General features: G+C 55.5%; 19 protein-coding genes and 1 tRNA gene. 2 read left to right on the top strand and 18 right to left on the bottom strand.

Features of this window, described 5'->3' with window-relative positions; all coding sequences use genetic code 11:
• Positions 1-347: 347 nt before the first annotated feature.
• The 9 genes from ACHEXK_RS05955 to tolB form a co-directional block, all read right to left on the bottom strand.
• Positions 348-728, bottom strand: coding sequence for a hypothetical protein (locus ACHEXK_RS05955; RefSeq protein WP_416548455.1), 381 nt, complete (start codon positions 726-728; stop codon positions 348-350).
• Positions 729-794: 66 nt separating this feature from the next.
• Entirely contained in the window at positions 795-2399 is a 1605-nt protein-coding gene (locus ACHEXK_RS05950) for an MAP7 domain-containing protein (RefSeq protein WP_416548454.1), read from the bottom strand.
• A 68-nt stretch (positions 2400-2467) separates the two neighbouring features.
• Positions 2468-3733 carry a tyrosine-type recombinase/integrase gene (locus ACHEXK_RS05945; protein WP_416548453.1) on the bottom strand — a complete coding sequence of 422 codons (1266 nt, stop codon included), beginning with the start codon at positions 3731-3733 and terminating at the stop codon, positions 2468-2470.
• Between the two features lie 116 nt (positions 3734-3849).
• Positions 3850-3925, bottom strand: a tRNA-Lys gene (locus ACHEXK_RS05940).
• 45 nt (positions 3926-3970) lie between these two features.
• Positions 3971-4759, bottom strand: a complete 789-nt coding sequence (locus ACHEXK_RS05935; protein ID WP_416548452.1) for a ThiF family adenylyltransferase — start codon at positions 4757-4759, stop codon at positions 3971-3973.
• Positions 4756-5856, bottom strand: a complete 1101-nt coding sequence (locus tag ACHEXK_RS05930; protein WP_416548875.1) for a YeeE/YedE family protein — start codon at positions 5854-5856, stop codon at positions 4756-4758. The genes ACHEXK_RS05935 and ACHEXK_RS05930 overlap by 4 nt, the downstream gene beginning before the upstream one ends.
• A gap of 34 nt (positions 5857-5890) precedes the next feature.
• Positions 5891-6685: a tol-pal system protein YbgF gene (gene ybgF / locus ACHEXK_RS05925; RefSeq protein WP_416548451.1), complete on the bottom strand. Its 795-nt coding sequence runs from the start codon at positions 6683-6685 to the stop codon at positions 5891-5893.
• Between the two features lie 5 nt (positions 6686-6690).
• Positions 6691-7227: a peptidoglycan-associated lipoprotein Pal gene (gene pal, locus ACHEXK_RS05920; RefSeq protein WP_416548450.1), complete on the bottom strand. Its 537-nt coding sequence runs from the start codon at positions 7225-7227 to the stop codon at positions 6691-6693.
• Between the two features lie 33 nt (positions 7228-7260).
• Positions 7261-8481, bottom strand: coding sequence for a Tol-Pal system beta propeller repeat protein TolB (gene tolB / locus ACHEXK_RS05915; RefSeq protein ID WP_416548873.1), 1221 nt, complete (start codon positions 8479-8481; stop codon positions 7261-7263).
• A gap of 171 nt (positions 8482-8652) precedes the next feature.
• Here tolB and msbA point away from each other — a divergent pair, with 171 nt between their 5' ends.
• The gene (gene msbA, locus ACHEXK_RS05910) at positions 8653-10446 is read left to right on the top strand and encodes a lipid A export permease/ATP-binding protein MsbA (RefSeq protein ID WP_416548449.1); all 1794 of its coding nucleotides are present in this window, start codon (positions 8653-8655) and stop codon (positions 10444-10446) included.
• Positions 10447-10459: 13 nt separating this feature from the next.
• Here msbA and rng read toward each other — a convergent pair whose 3' ends face one another.
• The 9 genes from rng to ACHEXK_RS05865 all read right to left on the bottom strand — a co-directional run bounded on the left by rng (position 10460) and on the right by ACHEXK_RS05865 (position 18144).
• A complete protein-coding gene (gene rng, locus ACHEXK_RS05905) occupies positions 10460-11932 on the bottom strand; it encodes a ribonuclease G (protein WP_416548448.1) in 1473 nt (490 codons plus the stop codon).
• A gap of 78 nt (positions 11933-12010) precedes the next feature.
• The gene (locus ACHEXK_RS05900) at positions 12011-12613 is read right to left on the bottom strand and encodes a Maf family protein (protein WP_416548447.1); all 603 of its coding nucleotides are present in this window, start codon (positions 12611-12613) and stop codon (positions 12011-12013) included.
• A complete protein-coding gene (gene rlmH / locus ACHEXK_RS05895) occupies positions 12610-13077 on the bottom strand; it encodes a 23S rRNA (pseudouridine(1915)-N(3))-methyltransferase RlmH (protein WP_416548446.1) in 468 nt (155 codons plus the stop codon). The genes ACHEXK_RS05900 and rlmH overlap by 4 nt, the downstream gene beginning before the upstream one ends.
• 6 nt (positions 13078-13083) lie before the next feature.
• Entirely contained in the window at positions 13084-13860 is a 777-nt protein-coding gene (gene rsfS / locus ACHEXK_RS05890) for a ribosome silencing factor (RefSeq protein ID WP_416548445.1), read from the bottom strand.
• Positions 13860-14519 (bottom strand): nicotinate (nicotinamide) nucleotide adenylyltransferase, encoded by a 660-nt coding sequence (gene nadD / locus ACHEXK_RS05885; protein ID WP_416548444.1) that lies wholly within the window; start codon positions 14517-14519, stop codon positions 13860-13862. Before nadD ends, rsfS begins: the two co-directional genes overlap by 1 nt.
• Positions 14516-15436, bottom strand: a complete 921-nt coding sequence (gene hemF / locus ACHEXK_RS05880) for an oxygen-dependent coproporphyrinogen oxidase (RefSeq protein ID WP_416548443.1) — start codon at positions 15434-15436, stop codon at positions 14516-14518. The genes nadD and hemF overlap by 4 nt, the downstream gene beginning before the upstream one ends.
• A 24-nt stretch (positions 15437-15460) precedes the next feature.
• Complete coding sequence (locus tag ACHEXK_RS05875) at positions 15461-16114, bottom strand: 1-acyl-sn-glycerol-3-phosphate acyltransferase (RefSeq protein ID WP_416548442.1); 654 nt, start codon at positions 16112-16114, stop codon at positions 15461-15463.
• A 14-nt stretch (positions 16115-16128) separates the two neighbouring features.
• Positions 16129-17409: a phosphoribosylamine--glycine ligase gene (gene purD / locus ACHEXK_RS05870; protein WP_416548441.1), complete on the bottom strand. Its 1281-nt coding sequence runs from the start codon at positions 17407-17409 to the stop codon at positions 16129-16131.
• Positions 17410-17418: 9 nt separating this feature from the next.
• Positions 17419-18144, bottom strand: a complete 726-nt coding sequence (locus ACHEXK_RS05865; protein WP_416548440.1) for a YebC/PmpR family DNA-binding transcriptional regulator — start codon at positions 18142-18144, stop codon at positions 17419-17421.
• 71 nt (positions 18145-18215) lie between these two features.
• On the opposite strand from ACHEXK_RS05865, the gene ACHEXK_RS05860 reads away from it, so the two are divergent.
• Positions 18216-19748, top strand: a complete 1533-nt coding sequence (locus ACHEXK_RS05860) for a helicase HerA-like C-terminal domain-containing protein (protein ID WP_416548439.1) — start codon at positions 18216-18218, stop codon at positions 19746-19748.
• The last annotated feature ends 58 nt before the right edge of the window (positions 19749-19806 follow it).

The following is a 19806-nucleotide window of genomic DNA, read 5'->3' as shown; positions in this document are numbered from 1 at the left end:
ACATTTACAAAAATGATTAAATTGCGTAAATTATGAGCCATTTCGAACCATTGGAAAGCCGCAACCCAAGCACCAGAACGTACTAAGTGCGAATATCTTATTGAGCACCATACCAGACAAGTCCACCACGTTCCGGATCTTTTTCATTTGTTGCTGTCTTATTTGAAAAAGGTGAACAGCATAAATTTAGAGCATCCATTTTAAAAACGTGAAAAATTAGACTTACGTGCCAGCTCAAATATTAAGCAATCTATTTTTAGACATAATAATTAGCCAAGTGCGCAGTAACCGCTAATATTTCGAAACAGTCAGCACTTATTGTCGCAAGATAATCCAATTTTAAATTATTAATTTCTAAAGCAATCGCCAACCAAATTAATATCAGTAGATTTTTGCATTAAAGAAATCATAACTCTTCCATCAGGGCTATAGCCAATGTTTATCATATTTTCTCCATCGCTATATATATCAAGAACAGTTCCATTGGGACGAGTTTGCGAAGGGATCGCGCTAGATCTTTGATATCTCATACGCCCATACGACACCAAGTCCTCAGATACGGTTACTCTGCCTGGGTCCTTAAGCCCAGTACTCCAGGCAGTAAAGTTAGGATTTTTTCCTGATCTCATCGCCTTCCATTCACAATTATAGACTTTAACATTTTGAGAAAGTGCGAATGATGAGCATGTCAGTACGCATAAAAGAAAGACAAGTTTAGAAAAATTCATTTGAAAAATCCTTGTTGGCTGTAATTGATGGAAATAATACTTGTGAAATTTGCTATAAGATAAATTTTAGTAAGATGAGCTCGCGCTATGAGCCAGAACTTCATTGTTGCCATTAATTATGAACTGAGTAACGCCGCCATAAGAGGTGACTCTTCTTGAGCTACCCCTGTAGATCCCGCTAACAGTTATTGTTGCCCTGCACTTAAATTTTGACGAGGCAGATCCGTTCCAGCTTACTTCTAAAGAATCAGTTGTCCCGTTTGTCACTAAGTGACTGGCAGCAGGATCGAAAATAGTCAATCCGCTGGCGGCTAGTTGTGTCATGCTTTTTGCTATTCTGCAAAGGTGCTCATAATCTGCTGGGGTAAGGCAAACTTTATTTCCTTCTGTAGTGCACTTAGAGTCCCCATAGTATGTGTATTCTTTACCTTGAAGTAGTTTCTTCCTGTCAATGGGTTTCGGACGTGCCATTTCCTCGGCAAGCTCTTTAGCCTTTTTCTCTGCGGCTATTTGACGCTGTCCTTCAGGTGATTTCAGAAAATCTTCTCTTTTTTGTCTTTCCTCTGCTATTCTTTTTTCTTCAGTCTCGCGACGGATTGCCAGCTCTTTCTCAAGCTTTATTCTTTCATTTTCTTTAGCGATCAAAAAGGACTCAATACGAAATGCAGATGCAACTACCCTTTGTTTAATTGATTCGATTTTTTTTAAGTCATCTGCCAAAACTGAAGTATAAATATTGGCTGGTGGGCGCCCCTTGTAATAACCAGGTACATTACGTTCAAAGTAATCGCGCTCGTTTTTGTTCCAAGCACCATAAAAAGAAAGATACGAATTCGTTACTCCATTAAGTTCGGAATTTAAATCGACTCGCCTCACAAAGCCTGCATATCCATTATCATTAATTTTTATATCGAAAGAGCTCATAATTAATGCCCTAGAAACGCCAAGAGAGCTTGCTAATTCATCAAAAGATTTTAAATATTTTGAAACTCCTTCATTCATAATAGGTATAGCGGAGGCAAGTACCGTAGCTTGATTTTGCCAAAGAGTATTAGTGGTGATTTTTTTTGCAACATCATTGGCAAAAGCGAAATTCCATGATATAGCATCAATCTCTTCGTTGGTTATAACTTTAAAAGCTTCTTTGACATTTCCTTCTGGATTATTTCTTGAGAAGTACTGCAATCTATTTTGCGGTGTGATAGTATTTTTTGATAAGTCGCTTTGAGGTGCAACACCAACAATTTGATTTTGTATATCCAATGGTGGCTGAGAATTTTGTGTAGTCTGATTGTTGCAAGCAATATCAGCATACTTTTTCAACTCGTTATTTGACTTAAAGTCCACCCTTCTTCCCTGAAGTGATAATACGTTTGTCTTCCAAACTTGCAAATCAGGCTGGGCATATCCTCGGACAAGTTCATATACAATAGTTTCCTCTGTACAATTAACAGAGTAATTTATCAGCATTGATTTAAATTGATCAACTCTATCTTGCAAAAAATTCACTTTGGTAATTATTTTTCTATCATTTAAAGGACCAGAAATATTATCTGTATCAATGTGATAAACACCATAGACCCCCGATGAAACCACACTCCAAGCAGCCGCCCTCAGATCAGCAACAGTTGTGATTAAAAAAAAGCTGATAAAAATCTTCTGAAATCGCATTATTTTCTTTCAATTAACGAAATTTTTTAATTAACAAAATACTGTAAGCTGAGAAAACAATACAACTGTCAAGCCAACCTGTCCGCCGCCATCGTTGCCGTCAACTTGCTGTAGTGCCGCTCAATCATTGCTGCTGAATTGCCCATCTGTTTACTGAGTGTATGTATGTCCGTGCCCCCACGCAAGAGTTCAAAAGTGGCGTATGTATGACGCAACGAATACAGTGTGCGTGTTTGCCCTTGCTCGTTCTTCAACAAGCCTGTGTCACGCATCAAGCGTCTAAAAGTTCCGTTCAGGCTTGGCGGTTGGTAGCCGTCACTGAAACGGAACAGCAGGTGCGGCACACGTTCAGCAAACAAGCTGTCGAATGCAATGTGTTTCAAGTCCGTTTGTCGCGCGTGTAGCCGTCGCAGCACTTCAACTGCCCTGTGTTTTGCTATCAGCCATCGTCCACCAGTCTTGCCATCAACCCAAATCCGCAGGTACTTGACGCCCTTGTCCGTGTGCCACTCAATGTGCCGCCAGCAGATGCCCATTGCTTCTGTGCCGTGCCGTATTCCCGTTAGCAGCAACATTTCAATGTAGTCACGCAGCAAGGGACGCATTTCCTTTTCCACTACTCGCAAGCCCTCGTGTTGCCACGTTTCCATAAACGCCAGCAGCTTGACGATTTCTTCTTCGCTAAACGCTGGGCGTGTTGTGCCCTTCTCGCCCTTTGTCGTTAGTTTGGGCACTGGCACACGCTCGCTGATGTAGCCACGCGACACCGCAACAGACAACAACTTGTTCCAAGCACTGGCGAAGTTCATCAGTGTGCTGGCTTTGGGTTTGCGCCGCATCTGCCTGTCACGCCACAACTCGAACTCAACGATGTCTGTGTGCGTCAATTCTTCAAGCCGCTTGTCTTTGAAGTAGGGCAAAAAATACTTCTCAATACAGCCCACGTAGTCGCTGTAAGCAGTTCTGCCAGTTCTGGCGTCAATTTTCACTCGCAGTTCTGCCAACGTAACCGCCGCAATTTGTGCGAACGTGTGTGTTTGGTGTGCTAAGCCCAACCGCTGTCTGTACCTGGCTTCGTCATACAAATCACAGGCAACGGCAACGGCGTGTTCTATGCTGGCTTTGCGTGTGCTCTGCCTGTACCAAGTGCCATCAGCAAGTTTGTAGCGGCACTGGTACATCAGGCTGCGGCTGCGTCTGTACAGCACCACTTCACCGTCACGCAAATGGATGTTTTGCGGTTGTGCTGTGGGCAGCAACGCAAACACCTGTGCGGTGTTTTGAGGTGTGAGGAGCTGTGGTGTGTTTTTGGTTGTGCGTTGCTGGCGTGACATTTAGCAACGACGACGGACAGCGTGGAATTCAAAGTGCTCACAGAGTGTTTTTGTTGTTGAGCACGGACGAAAAAAAACACCCCATACTTTCATACAGGGTGTTTTTACTTGATTACTGGTGGGACCAGCGGGGGTCGAACCCACGACAAACGGATTAAAAGTCCACTGCTCTACCAACTGAGCTATGGTCCCTTTGCTGCATTGTCATTGCACTGCAGCAAGCCTTGAATTATAGCCTTATTTTTTGGCTCCCAGAGGATTGACGGCCAAAAAGTTCAAAATTTCTGAAGCAGCACACATGCCGAAGGTGGCCGTCACACTGACCACCGATCCATAGCCGTGGCAATTGAGTGAGCCATCGCCCTCCACCGCACACGAAGCATCAGGCGGTGCGACCGCTTCACGACTGAACACCCCCTGAATGCCCATGCGCTTATCACCTCGGGCTGCACCGTGGTGCTTGCGCAGGCGGTAGCGCAATTGGGACAACAAAGGGTCATGGGTGATTTTGGACAAATCGTCCACATCGACTTTGTGCGCCAAGCGCTTGCCACCTGCAGCACCTACCGTGATGAAACCCACTTGATTTTGCAAGGCCCATTGGGCCATGACCACTTTGGCACTGACCTGATCACAGGCATCGATGAGGGCATCCGGCTGGCAAGGCAAGAGCGCAGGCCAGTTGTCAGGACTGACAAACTCGTCGATCACATCGACTTGGCATTCGGCATGAATCAAAGCAATGCGCTCACGCATGGCCTGAACTTTGGCTTGCCCTGTGGTCGTGCTCAGGGCGTGGATTTGGCGGTTGATGTTGGACTCGGCAATGTGGTCCATGTCCATCAAGCTCAAACGGGCCACACCACTGCGGGCCAGGGCCTCGGCAACCCAAGAGCCCACCCCGCCGATACCGACCACCACCACATGCGCTTGGCGGATGCGGTTTGCGCCCTGCACACCGTATAGACGTTGTAAGCCACCAAATCGACGGGCATCGGCGCCATCGGGTATCGCGACAGCGCTCATGCGGAAGCCTCGGACCGACGCAGTTGCCAGTGCAATGCAGCCATTGCACCGAGCACAATGCCAGAGACGGCGATGAGGCTGCCCAGGCTGAGCGTGGACAGCCCCGACAGGCCTTGGCCCACCGTGCATCCCATCGCCAAAACACCACCCACGCCCATCAGGGTCCCGCCCAAGAGATGCAGCGCCAAATCGCCGGTTTGTGTGAACCCTTCCCATCGGAAAGTGCCTGTCCACTGCGCATGGAGCCAAGCCCCGACCACCAAGCCCAGAGCCACCACCATGCCCAAGCTGATTTTTTTACTGCCGTCGCTGTAGTACATGAGCGCATCCCAAAGGTACGCCACTGGGGCCGTCAAACTCATGGACTCCATGCGTCCGCTGGCCGATGCCAAGAAGACCGGCGCCAAGGTCTCAGGGTGTTCAGGCACAAAACCCAAAACGCCGCTGACCCACCAGAGGGTGACGACCAAAGCACCGACGGCTAAACCGCTCCAGGTCAGAGACCAAGGCATGGATTGCCGGCCTTTGTAAACCCAAAGAAAAATCGAACAGGACACACCGAGCGCAGCGACCAAGCCCGCAAAAGGCCACTCCCAGCCGGTGGCACTGGCCAACCATTGCCCCCCAAAAGGGCCAGGGCCAGTGCCGATCGAAATGGGGTCCAAGAAATAAACGCGCCAAACCGCAGTCAGCCCACGCAAAGTGGCCAAAGCTGACACACCCATGGCCATCAAAACCACCAAAGACTTGAGGTTACCTGCGCCCAAGCGGATCAAGGATTTGCTGGTGCAACCCGAACCCAGCACCATGCCCACCCCAAACAGCACCCCGCCCAGCAACAAGGACAGCCAGCTCAGCTGCGGATTGGCATAAATCGTGTTGACGGGGCTGACCCAACCGAGCCAGGCCATCACGCCGAAACCCAAAACCGCCACAGCAATGGCCAATGCCCACTGCTTGGCACGGGTGCTGTCGCCCATGATGACCCAGTCACTGATGGCACCCATGGTGCAAAAGTGACCGCGGTGAAACAGTGCACCACCCAAAGTGGCCAGCAAAAAGCTCAGTCCCAATACCCCAAACTGAAGTGACTGCATCTGCTCAAGGGTCATCACCCGATGCCCCCGAGACTCAGCGCAAACGCGTCAAGCGATCGCGAGCAGTGACAGCAGTTTCCGACGCAGGATAAGCTTTGACCAAGTCTTCCATCGTTTTGCGAGCGCCTTTGAGGTCCTTCAATTCAATTTGAACGTTGGCTACAGCCAACATCGCCTCAGAGGCCCTGGGGTGATTGGGCGAAGCCTTCAACAACTGCTGGAAGTTGGCCATCGACTCTTTGTAGTCCTTGTTGGCGTATTGGGCATTGCCCAGCCAAAACAAGGCCGATGCGTTGTAACCGCTGGTGGGAAAGCGTTGGACAAACGCACTCAAGGCGAATTGCGCCGCCACAAAATCACCTTTGCGAAAGGTCTCCATGGCGGCATCGTAGTCGCGCTTTTCAACAGGTTCAGCCATGAACTCGGCGCCATCCAAGGCCACCTTCACCGGATCAAAACGTCGCAAACGGTCTTCGACACCCTGCACCAAGTCTTTTTGGCGAATCTGAAACTCTGACAAGGCACGGGCTAAATCCGCTTGGGTGCGATTGGCTTGCTCTTGGGCACCTCGGCTCTGTGACAACTCGGTTTTGAGCGTTTCAATTTGGCCTTGGAAATCCAGCAAGGACCGGCGCAGTTGTGCGTTCTCATCCGCCAGGCTCCTGATGGCGGCATTCGATTGCTCAACGCGCTGACGCAAATCCAAAATGGCTTTGCGAGCCTCATCGTCCTCAAAAAGAGCCGCCTGTGCCACGCCCAGCCAAGCGGACAGGCCCCACACCAAAACCCATTTCGAACCCGTGCGTGCCATGGTGATGCGCGAATTCATGGGGTTCAATACCGGATTTCAACGCGGCGGTTTTTTGCCAGATCGGCTTCTGAAGAACCTGGCGCTGCGGGCTTTTCCTTGCCGTAGCTGACCGCTTCGAGTTGGCTCTCAGGCACCCCCAGCAAACTCAGCGCCTGGCGCACAGCCTCTGCCCGTTTTTGCCCCAAAGCCAAGTTGTACTCGCGGCCACCGCGCTCGTCGGTGTGGCCTTCCAAATTGGCTTTGCGCTGTTTATTGGTTTGTAAGAAGCGGGCATGGCTTTCGATCACGGGCCGCGCTTCAGCACGAACCACAAAACTGTCGTAGTCGAAGAAAACGACATGCGCCACGCCGGCAGGGCCAATGTTGGTGTTCGTCTTGTCCACCGACACACTGGCCACGCCCGTTTGGGCGCCGCTTGGGGTGCTGCCAATGCCCTGTGTCGAAATACCCGTGGAGGTGACGGATTTGTCTTCCACCGGCACATCATCCAACTTCACGCCCGATGCGCAACCCGCCAAGAGCGCCACCAACAATGCGCTGGCCAATAATTTCGTCGTCATGCTTTACCTCGTCAATAAAAAAACAGCTTCAAATCATTTGCGCATGGGGCCCCAATGGGGCTCCCGAATGTCCCCACCCTCACCCGCCAACCGCGCTTTGACACGGCCGTCCAGCGTGGTGGTCATCAAGGCTTCACGCCCCTGAGCAACCGACGCGTAGACCAACAAGCGGCTGTTGGGTGCAAAGCTGGGGCGCTCATCGGCCAAGGTGTCGGTGAGCGCAGTGACCCGTCCTGAGGCCAATTCCATCAGGTGCAGGCGAAACCCTCCACCCAGTCGAGAAACATAAGCGAGCCAACGCCCATCGGGGCTGACTGCAGGGGAAATGTTGTAAGTGCCAGAAAAAGTGACCCGCTCGGCGGGCCCGCCTTGGGCAGGCATGCGGTAAATCTGTGGACTGCCGCCCCGGTCACTGACAAAAAACAGCGCACTGCCATCGGGCGAGAAAGCCGGTTCTGTGTTGATGCTGCCCGACTGCGTCAAGCGGCGAGGCTCACCGCCTTGCAAATCAATGCGAAACAACTGCGAACCGCCATCACGGCTGAGCGTGGCCGCCAGAGATTTGCCATCTGCACTCCATGCGGGCGCACTGTTGGAGCCTTTGAAATTGGCCACAGCTCGGCGTTGACCTGTGGCCAGCTCGTGCACATAAACCACGGGTTTGCGCTGTTCAAACGACACGTAAGCCAATTGACCACCGCTGGGCGACCAGGAAGGGGAAATGATGGGCTCAGGGCTGGTCAGGGCCGCTTGGGCATTCTCGCCATCGGAATCGGCAATCCACAAAGCATAACGGCCACCCGACTTGGTCACGTAACTGATGCGAGAGGCAAAGGCGCCGGGCGTTCCCGTCAATTGCAAATAAACCCAATCGGCGATGCGGTGCGCAGACAGACGCAACTCGGCGGCACTGACGGTGTCTTTGAAATCGCCTTTGTCTTGCCCCTTGACCACGTCCCACAAGCGGGCGCGGACGTTGTAACGGCCATCGGCCAAACGTGTGACAGAGCCGGCCAGCAAGGCTTCAGCGGACAGTTGCCGCCAAGGTGACCAATCCGGCTGACTCGTTTCGTCCATCACGCTGGCGCCTGCAGGCAACCCTTTGAACTGGCCACTTCGCTCCAAGTCAGCTTGGACAATGCTGGCCAACTTTTGAGGGGCCGCGGCTTCTCCCTTGAAGGGGACCAACACCACGGGCAATTGGGTCATGCCCACGCCTGTCACTTCAACACGAAATTGCGCCCAAGCCGGCATGGCCAACAGGCCCAAAAGCAGCAGCCGGGTCAAGCCGGTCAGCAGTCCGATGCGCAAAAAAACAAGCTTCATGAGAGGCAAAGGGTGATGTGAGACACAAAAGCCGTGATGGTACACCGTTGAAATGCATTTTTACGGCGACAGAGGGTGTGACTATTTACAATCAACGAAATGAGTGAGTCCCCCCCCCCGTCCCCTTCAACACTGAGCATTCCCCAAAGATTGCGCAAATTGGCGCCCTATTTTGGAAACCAGAAGGGCATTTGGGCTGTGGCCGTTTTGGCCACCTTGATGGGGGCATTGACCGAGCCGATGATCCCCGCTTTGTTCCAGCCCCTGCTGGACCAAGGTTTTGCGCAAAACAAACTGCCGCTTTGGGCGATTCCCGTGGCTGTGGTGGGCCTGTTCTCGGTGCGGGGTCTGGCCAATTTCATTGCCCAATACGCCCTGTCCAGGCTGACCAACGACGGCATGGAAAAACTCCGCTCGGAGCTGTTTGCACGGCTCATGAAGGCAGATTTATCGCTGTTTTCCAAGCAATCGGCCAGCACCTTGTCCAACACCATCGTGTACGAAGTGCAAAACGGCGCGTCTCAATTGGTCTCAGCGGTCATCGCGTTGGCGCGCGATGGCTTCACGCTGATCGCCTTGCTCAGTTACCTGATGTGGCTCAACTGGAAACTCACCTTGGTGGTCTTTACCGTGGCCCCAGGATTGAGTTGGATCATGAAAGCCCTGTCTCGCAGACTCTATAAATTGACCAAAGAAACCCAGAGTGCAACCGACGACTTGGCCTATGTGGTGGAGGAAAACGTGCTGGCCCACCGCGTGGTGCGCTTGCAAGGCGGCCAGACACACCAAATCGATCGCTTTGACCAACTGGGCAAAGTTCTGCGCCGTTTGGCCTTGAAGACCACCGTGGCCTCGGCCGCCATGTCGCCTCTGACGCAAATCATGGCCGCATTGTCACTGTCCATGGTGCTGGTGATCGCTCTTTACCAAAGCCAAAACGGCGCATCGGGCGCCACTGTGGGCGGCTTTGTGGCCTTCATCACCGCGATGTTGATGCTGGTGGCCCCCATCAAGCGGCTGGCCGAAATTTCCAGTCCCATCACCCGGGGGCTGGCGGCACTGGAACGGGGTCTGGCGCTCTTGCAGGGCGCTCCAGAAGAAACACAAGGCCACTACACCAGCCCTCGCGCACAAGGATCAGTGGAATGGCGCGATGTGCATTTGCGCTTCACCCCCGATGGCCAACCGGCCTTGTCGGGCGTCTGTCTGAAGGTCGAACCGGGCGAAACAGTGGCGTTGGTGGGGACATCAGGCGCCGGAAAGACCACCCTGATCCAGTTGCTGCCCCGTTTTGTGCAGGCCAGCTCTGGCGATGTGCTCATCGATGGCATACCCCTCCAAAACTGGCACCTAGAGAGTTTGCGCCAGCAAATTGCCATGGTCAGCCAAGACGTGGTCATGCTCAACGACACCGTCGCGGCCAACGTCTGCCTCGGGCACGGTGCCGACCCGCTGCGCATCCAGGCCAGCCTCGAAGCGGCCAACCTTTGGGATCATGTGAAGCACCTGCCACAAGGCATGCACACGCTGTTGGGCCACAATGCCAGCCAACTCTCAGGCGGCCAGCGTCAGCGTTTGGCCATTGCGCGCGCTTTGTACAAGGACGCGCCGATACTGATCCTGGATGAGGCCACCTCGGCACTGGACAACGAGTCCGAGCGTCTTGTTCAAGACGCCCTGCAACAACTCATGCAAGGGCGTACCACCTTGATCGTGGCGCACAGACTCTCCACCATTGAGCATGCCGACCGCGTCGTCGTGATGGAAGGTGGCCGAATTGTGGAGCAAGGCACGCCCGCTTTATTGCTGACACAAGGTGGCCCCTATGCGCGGCTGCACCATCGAGGAGAATGGGCCCATTCAGCGTCCGCGCTGAACAGCCCATCTGCATGAACCAAGCCCAGCTTCACAACAGCACGATGTCGTACTGCTCTGGCCCCATGGCGGTTTCAACTTGCAAGGAAATGGGCTTGGCAATGAAATCCGACAATCCGGCCAGGTGCTGGCTTTCTTCATCCAGCAACAAATCAATCACTGCCGTTGCGGCCACAATGCGAAATTCTCGCGGGTTGAACTGGCGCGCTTCACGCAAAATTTCACGCAAGATGTCGTAAACCACGGAACGCGGCGTCTTCACGATGCCCTTTCCCTGACAGCTTGGGCAAGGTTGGCACAGCATGTGCGCCAAAGATTCGCGGGTGCGTTTGCGGGTCATCTCCAACAAACCCAATGATGAAAAACCGCCGGCCATGGTCTTGACACGGTCACGCGACAACTGTTTGCGGAACTCGGCCAGCACAGCCTCCTGGTGCTCGGTGCGGGCCATGTCGATGAAATCGGCGATGATGATCCCGCCCAAGTTGCGCAAGCGCAATTGCCTTGCAATGGCCTGGGCCGCTTCCAAATTGGTCTTGAAGATCGTGTCCTCAAAATTGCGGGCACCGACATAACCACCCGTGTTCACGTCCACGGTGGTGAGGGCCTCTGTCTGGTCAATGATCAAATAACCGCCCGATTTGAGCTCCACCCGGCGACCCAACGCCTTGGCGATTTCTTCGTCGATGGCATACAGATCGAAAATGGGCCGCTCGCCTTTGTACAACTGCAAGCGTTCAGCCGCCTTGGGCATGAATTCTTGGCCAAAGGCCTGCAACTGGGCGAACTGCTCTTGCGAGTCAATGCGGATGCTTTGGGTGTTTTCACCCACCAAATCGCGCAGAACCCGCTGCAAGAGCGTCAGGTCCTGGTGCAGCAAGGACGCGGGTGGCAGGCGCATGGAGGCCTCTTTGATACGGGCCCAGGTCTTGCGCAGGTAGGCGATGTCATCCTGCAACTCTTCGTCGCTGGAGTCCTCTGCGTTGGTGCGCAAAATGAAGCCGCCCCCGGCTGAGCCAACCAAGGCCTGCAACCTTTGGCGCAAAGCGTCCCGCTGATCGGACGGTATTTTTTGGGACACCCCAATGTGGTCGTCTTGCGGCAAGAACACCAAATGTCGCCCTGCAATGCTGATTTGCGTGGACAAACGGGCCCCCTTGGTGCCCATAGGGTCCTTGATGACCTGCACCATGATGGCGCGCCCCTCGAAGACCTGCTTCTCGATCGGCACCAGAGGCTGGCCGGTACGGGCCGCTGCAGCCTCGCCCTCGGCGTGCTTTTGCCAGACATCTGCCACATGCAAAAAGGCCGCTTTGTCCAGACCTATGTCGATGAAAGCCGATTGCATGCCCGGCAAGACGCGCGCCACTTTGCCCAAGTAAACATTGCCAACCAGACCGCGCTCGAGCGTGCGCTCAACATGCAACTCTTGCACCTGAGCAAACTCCACCACAGCGACACGGGTTTCCTGGGGCGACCAATTGACCAAAATATCTTGTTGCATGGCAGGCGTCAAAAGGGGGAAAAGAAAAAACTGGCGAAGAAAGCAACAGGCCATCAGCGCTCATGTCAGCGCAAAGGCTCAACAACGAATGCCCATTGAACGAAGCAAAGTCGCAGTTTCGAACAAGGGCAAGCCCATGATGCCTGAATAGCTGCCCCGTATCTGTTCAATATGAACAGCCGCTCTGCCCTGTACACCGTATGCGCCGGCTTTGCCCATGGGCTCGCCCGTGGCCACATAAGCGTGTATCTGGGCTGGTGTCATGGGTGCAAAACGCACCCACGACTGAGAAATCGCCGAAATGCGTTGGTCACCCCGTTGCACCGCCACAGCGGTCAAGACCCGATGTGCCTGACCGGCCAGCCGCTGGAGGGTGCGAACGGCATCGGCTTCGGTGAGGGGTTTTCCCAAAATGTCCCGCCCCAGGCAGACCGTGGTGTCGGCACACAGCACAGGTGCTGCCGGCAAGCCCTGCCGTTGGAGGCGCTGCAGCGCAGCATCCAACTTCAAGCCCGTGACACGCGCCACATATCGCCCAGGCGCTTCCGCGCCGCGCACGGCTTCAAGAGACTCGGCGTCTTCATGCGGTGCTGCCACAAGCAGCTTGTGGGCCACGCCCATTTGGTCCAGCAACTGGCTGCGGCGGGGGCTTTGGGAGGCCAGGTAGATGAAGTCACTCATTCGCGGTGGTAGGGGTGGTTGGCGTTGATGGACCAAGCACGGTAGAGCTGCTCGATCAAAAGCACGCGGGCCATGGCGTGAGGCAAGGTCATGTCGGACAAGCGGATGCGTTCATGCGCAGCTTGCCGGAACTCTGGGTCGAGCCCATCGGGGCCACCGATGACCAAGGCCACATCGTCTCCCCCAAGCTGCCAACGGGTCAGTCGCGTGGCCAGGGCTTGGGTGGTCAATGAGGTCCCACGCTCGTCCAACACCACCAGTCGGTTGCCACGGGGAATCGCCGTTTCAATGCGCTGGCGCTCTGCGGCATACAGACTGGGCAACGTTTTAGAACCCCGAGGCTCGGTTTTGACCGCCTTGAGCTCGACTTTGAGCTCAGGCGGGAAACGTTTGGCGTAGTCGTCCCAGGCCGTCTGGGCCCAGTCGGGGACGCGCAGGCCGACCGCGACGATCAGCAGCTTCATCCCCGATCAATCGGCTTTGCGGCGGGTGGTCGCTTGCACAGCCTTGCGCGCCGGCGCTTTTTTGGCCGCAGGTTTTGCGGCAGACTTGGCAGATGGTTTGGCCGTTGGCTTGCCCACGGTTTTCACGGTGGGCTTGCTGGTTTTGACGGGGGTTTTCGCTGCGGGTTTGGCCGGCGTCTTGGTCACCGATTTGGCCGCTGTCTTCACCGCGGTTTTGGCGGCTGTCTTGGCTGCAGATTTCGCCGCGGGCTTGCTCGATTTGACCGGGGCTTTCAAAGCAGGCTTGGCCTTGGCTGCGGTTTTGCTGGCGACAGATTTTGTCGCCGCGGTTTTGACCGTGGCAGATTTGGCGCTGGCTTTTTTGGCCACAGAGTTTTGGATGTGTCCTTTGATCTCCCCTGTGGCCACAGGCTTGGGCGCTCCAAATTTCAAACGCACAGGTGTGCCGCCCCAGATTTCTTCCAGGTTGTAATACGTGCGAATGGTCGGTTGCATGACATGCACCACGGCTGGACCACAATCGACAATGATCCATTCCCCGTTGTCTTCGCCTTCGATGCGGGGCTTGCCAAAACCGGCCTGGCGAACTTTGTCGCGCACGCTCGCGGCCAGCGCCTTGGTCTGACGGTTAGAGGTGCCCGAGGCGATGATGACCCGCTCAAACAAAGACGACAGGTGCTCGGTGTCAAACACCTGGATTTCTTGGGCCTTGACGTCCTCCAAGGCATCGACAATGGCCCTCTGAAGTTTTTGGATGTCTTTTTTGGCTGCGTTTTCGGTCATCAATGGGGCCTGTAGAGGTGGTGGTCGTGAATATAGCGCTCAATGGCGGGGGTGACCAGACCGGTCAAGGTCTGTTCTTGGGCCGCCAGCACACGGATGTCTGTGGCACTGTGAGGCATCAGCGGCATGTTCAGCGTGAGGATGCGCGCTTGCAACGTGTCCGGAAGCTTGACGGGGGGCTCGGGCGAGTCCAATTTTTCGTTCCAGGCTCGCACAGCCACATCACGGCCTGCGGCGCAGATTATAGCGATGCGCCCGATTTCGCCGATTTCGTGCCATGACTGCAAGGACCGGCGCTGGTCATCGCCCAACAACAAATAGATCTGTGCTTGGGAGAATTCGATTTGCAAGGCGCGCAAAGTGTCCACCGTGTAACTGGGGCCCGCACGTCGAATTTCGCGCTCGTCCACCACGACCTGAGGCAGGTGCTCGAAAGCCAAACGGGCCATGGCCAATCGGTGCATTGGCTCGGTCAAGGTGCGTGTTTTGTGCCAGGCCTGACCTGTCGGCACCACGTGCACACGCTCCAATTGCAACTGGGAAATGGCCGACTCGACCAACGCCACATGAGCCGGGTGTGGGGGGTCGAATGCGCCACCGAAAACCCCCAGACGCCGGACGTTGGCCGGGCTGGGGTCGGCATGCTGCGGCAGGATCAAACCCAATCCTTGGGCACCAGAAAGTGGCTCAACAAACGCGCCTCAGGCGAGCCGGCTTCATCCTGACGCTGATAAGACCAGCGCACCTCGGGCGGCATGGACAGCAAGATCGATTCGGTGCGGCCTCCCGACTGCAAGCCGAAATGCGTGCCCCGGTCCCAGACCAAGTTGAACTCGACATAGCGCCCACGGCGATAAAGCTGGAAGTCGCGTTCACGCTCACCATAAGGCGTGTCCATGCGGCGCAACACGATTGGCATGTAGGCTGTGAGCAGGGCATCTCCCACGCTTTGCATCATGGCAAAGCTCTGGTCCATGCCCAACTCGGAAAAATCGTCAAAGAAAATGCCGCCTACGCCACGTTGTTCATGGCGGTGTTTGTTGCAAAAGTAATCGTCGCACCAAGCCTTAAAGCGGGGGTGCAGGTCTGCACCAAACGGGGTCAGCGCATCCTTGCAAGACTGGTGAAAATGCACCGCATCTTCGTCAAAGCCGTAATAGGGCGTCAAGTCCATGCCGCCACCAAACCAGGCCACGGGCGCCCTGCCCTCGGGCTTGGCCGCGATCATGCGCACGTTCATGTGCACCGTGGGCACATACGGGTTGCGCGGGTGAAACACCAGCGACACCCCCATGGCCTCAAAGGCCGACCCCGCGAGTTCGGGGCGATGTTGGGTGGCCGAAGGCGGCAACTGCGGCCCCGTGACGTGCGAGAACCCGCAACCCGCACGTTCAAAAACAGGCCCCCCCTCCAGAATTTGGGTGATGCCATTGCCCTGAAGTTTTTCACCCGGGTCTTTTTGCCAGGCATCGGTCAGAAAGGGTGTGCCGTCGAGGTCGGTCAAGGCCCCAGTGATGCGGGACTGCAAGCCCACCAGATATTCTTTGACAGTGCCGAGTGCGAAGCTGTTGCTCATGGTGGGAAGGAACGTTGAAAAGTTTCAGGAAATGGACTGTGTTTCTGACGAGGTGGGTGGCGTTGGCTGTCCAGGGCTCCACGGAAGAATCGGGCCCATTTGGTGCACATGGAAACCTTGCACACCTTCAAACACATGGGCCATGTGGGCGTAATCTTGCTCGACATGGCCTGTGAGCTCGTAAAAATCGACCACACTGAAACGGCGTTGACCCCAGTCCAGCTTGACGAGTGCCAGGGGCACTTTCGCACCCAAGGCCAGCTGGTAAAAACCACTGCGCCATCCCGGTGTGAGGCTGCGGGTACCCTCAGGGGCCAGGCCCAGCCAAAGCAACTGGTCCTTGTGCTTGTGTTGCTCGAACACATGCACCATCTGGCCGACCACACCGCGAGAAGAGCTGCGGTCAATCGGTATCCCCCCCACCCAGCGCATCCAAGCGCCCATCACCGGGAACTTGAAAAGGGAGGCCTTGCCCCAGAAATGGGCCGGGATCCCCAATGCCCATTTGGCCAAAATCCCAATCGGAAAATCCCAGTTGCTGGTGTGCGGATACACAATGGCCACCCCTTGCAAGGTCGGAAAACCATCGAAGTCCAGGCGCCAACCCAGTATTTTCAACACCCAACGGGCCAGACGGGAGCCCTTGAAAGTCACGGGGTGGCGGGACACAGTGCGCATGTCAATCCAAGGGCTCAGGTTTTGATGGCGCGGAAGCCGATGTCCCGTCGCATCTGAAATCCGTCAAAGGCAATCGAGCTGGCCGTTTGGTAGGCTTTTTGCTGTGCTTGTTTGACCGAGTCGGCCAGTGCCGTGACACACAGAACACGACCGCCAGCGCTCACAATTTGACCCGCTTGCTCAGCCGTGCCCGCATGAAACACCATGGCATCGTCTTGGTCCTTGGGCAGGCCGGTGATGGCATCACCCGTGCGTGGTGGCAGGGGATAGTTGGCCGCAGCCATCACCACACCCAGCGCCACACGGCGGTCCCATTCCAATTCAAATGTGTCCAAGCCCTGTGCGGTTGCAGCCAACAGAACGTCCAAAAAATCGGATTTCAAGCGCATCAAAATGGGTTGAGTCTCCGGGTCTCCCATTCGACAGTTGAACTCCAAGGTCTTGATGCGTCCAAGCGGATCAATCATCAAGCCGGCGTACAAAAATCCGGTGTAGTTGATGCCGTCTTTGTCCATACCGCGGATGGTGGGCAATATCACCTCACGCATTGCACGGGCATGCACCTCTGCCGTGACCACGGGCGCTGGCGAATAGGCGCCCATGCCCCCGGTGTTGGGGCCCTCATCGCCGTCAAGCAGGCGTTTGTGGTCTTGGCTGGTGGCCAAAGCAGCCACATTTTTGCCATCGCAAAGCACCATGAAACTGGCCTCTTCGCCTTGCAAAAACTCTTCGATCACCACCCTCGCACCACCCGCGTTGTGGGCGACGCCCAAGGTGTTATCCAGCAGCATGAAGTCGATTGCTTCGTGCGCTTGCGCCAGTGTCATGGCCACCACCACCCCTTTGCCTGCAGCCAGGCCGTCGGCCTTGACCACAATGGGCGCGCCCAGACGTTCCACATAGGCGTGGGCCATCGCCGCATCGGTGAAAGTCTCAAACGCCGCCGTGGGGATGCCATGGCGATGCATGAACGCTTTGGAAAAAGCCTTGGAGCTTTCCAATTGGGCTGCCGCTTTCGTGGGTCCAAAAATACGCAAGCCATGCGCCCGGAAATCGTCCACGATGCCGCCGGCCAAAGGCGCCTCGGGACCGACCAGGGTCAAGCCAATGCCATGATCCAGGGCCCACTCGCGCAAGGCCACTGCGTCGGTGATGGGCACATTGACGAGATTTTTGTCTTTGCCCGTGCCGCCGTTACCCGGCGCCACATAGACCTGCTGAACTTTGGGTGACTGCGCCAGTTTCCATGCCATGGCATGTTCACGACCACCACTGCCAACAACCAATACTTTCATCCAACTTCCTTAATCTTCAAATTCGGCGTTGTGGAACACATTTTGAACGTCATCCAAATCTTCCAGAACATCCAACAATTTTTGCATTTTGGCAGCATCTTCGCCCGATAAAGTCACGGGGCTTTCAGGCCGCATGGCCACCTCCGCCACCTCGGCCACCAAGCCAGCCAGTTCCAAGGCATTTTTGACCGTTTCAAAATCTGGATAGGCAGTGAGCACCTCAATGGCGCCATCCGCGTCGGTGATCACATCCTCAGCACCCGCTTCAAGCGCCACCGTCATCAACTGGTCTTCATTCGTGCCTGGGGCGAAGATCAGTTGACCGCAATGCTTGAACTGGAAAGCGACGGACCCCTCCGTGCCCAAATTGCCTCCATGCTTGCTCAAAGCGTGACGCACCTCGGCCACAGTGCGCACCCGGTTGTCGGTCATGGTGTCCAAAATGATGGCCGCACCACCAATGCCGTAGCCTTCGTAACGAATTTCTTCGTAGCTCACACCCTCAAGGTTGCCCGTGGCTTTGTCGACGTTGCGCTTGATGGTGTCGGCTGGCATGTTGGCCGCTTTGGCTTTTTCAATGGCCAGGCGCAATCGAGGGTTGGCGCTGACGTCACCTCCGCCGGTGCGCGCCGCCACCATGATTTCACGCACCACCCGAGTCCAGATGCGCTGGCGTTTTTCGTCCTGCCGCCCCTTGCGGTGCTGAATATTTGCCCATTTACTGTGCCCAGCCATCTGCAATTCCTTGAATGTTGATTTAACCTTGAGCTTGGATTTTACTTTTCACCGACGGGAGAAATCGCACCATGGTCGATCCGATGCTGATTGCACGCAACTCACAGGCGCAATGCCACCTGCTGCCGAGCATGGCCAACCGCCATGGCTTGATCACAGGCGCCACGGGCACGGGTAAAACCGTGACCTTGCAAACCTTGGCTGAAAATTTTTCAAGGTGGGGGGTTCCCGTGTTCATGGCCGACGTGAAAGGCGACTTGAGCGGCATCAGTCAACCCGGCAAGATCGGTGAAAAATTGGCCGGTGTCCTGAAGGAGCGTGGCATGTCCATGCCCGAACCACGGGCCTGCCCCACGACCTTGTGGGATGTCTTTGGGGCGCAAGGCCACCCGGTCCGGGCCACCATCTCCGACATGGGGCCTTTGCTGCTGACACGCATGCTCGGTCTGAACGACACCCAAGCAGGGGTGTTGAACCTGGTCTTCAAAATCGCTGACGACCACGGTTGGCTGCTGCTGGACATGAAAGACCTGCGCGCCATGCTCCAGTTCGTGGGCGACAACGCCAAACAATTCACCACCGAGTACGGCAACATCAGCGCTGCCAGCGTTGGCGCCATCCAACGTGGCTTGTTGCAAATCGAGAGCCAGGGGGGCAACCAATTTTTTGGCGAGCCGATGCTCAACATCCAAGATTTCATGCAAACCGACAGCCAAGGCCAGGGGGTGGTGAACATCCTTGCGGCCGACAAGCTCATGAACTCACCCCGCCTGTACGCCACGTTCCTGCTGTGGATGCTCTCCGAGTTGTTCGAGGTGCTGCCGGAGATCGGGGATCCTGAGAAACCCAAATTGGTGTTTTTCTTTGATGAGGCGCACTTGCTTTTCAAGGACGCGCCTGCGGTATTGGTCGAACGCATCGAGTTGGTGGTGCGTTTGGTGCGTTCCAAAGGCGTTGGGGTTTATTTTGTGACCCAAAACCCGCTGGACATTCCCGACAGTGTGCTGGGCCAGTTGGGTAACCGGGTGCAGCATGCCTTGCGCGCCTACACACCCCGCGACCAAAAGGCCGTGGATTCTGCTGCACAAACCATGCGCCCCAAGGCCGGCTTGGACATTGAAGCGGCCATCACCGAATTGGCCGTGGGCGAGGCCTTGGTCAGCTTTTTAGATGCCAAAGGCCGACCCTCTGAAACCGAGCGTGTGTATGTGCTGCCGCCCGGCAGCCATCTGGGCCCCATCACCCCAGAGCAACGCCAAGCACTGCTTCAAGACTCTTTGGTAGCCGGGGTGTACGAACCCACCCAAGACCGCGAGTCTGCGTTCGAAAAGATCCGAGGCTCAAGCGCTGGTCACACGGCCACTGGTGCAAGTGGTGGCGGCTTACAGGGCCAAGCCTCTGCCCCATCAGAGACCGGGCGCAGCGACTTGATGGGCGGCCTGTCAGACCTGCTGTTTGGCAGCTCGGGCCCGCGAGGTGGGCAACGCGATGGCGTGGCCCAGATGGTGGTCAAAAGCGCCGTACGCACCGTGGGTTCGGCCATTGGCCGTGAAATCGTGCGCGGCGTGCTGGGTGGCTTGCTGGGCTCAAGTCGCCGTCGCTGATGACAGACGAAAAAAAAACCGCAGGGTATTTGCCCTGCGGTTTTTCGAAGTGTCTGAC

The sequence above is a fragment of the Limnohabitans sp. DCL3 genome, assembly GCF_048019295.1.
In the GTDB taxonomy this organism is placed as follows: Bacteria; Pseudomonadota; Gammaproteobacteria; order Burkholderiales; family Burkholderiaceae_C; genus Limnohabitans_A.
Note: the sequence above shows the minus strand (reverse complement) of the source record. Positions and strands in the feature narration are given on the sequence as shown.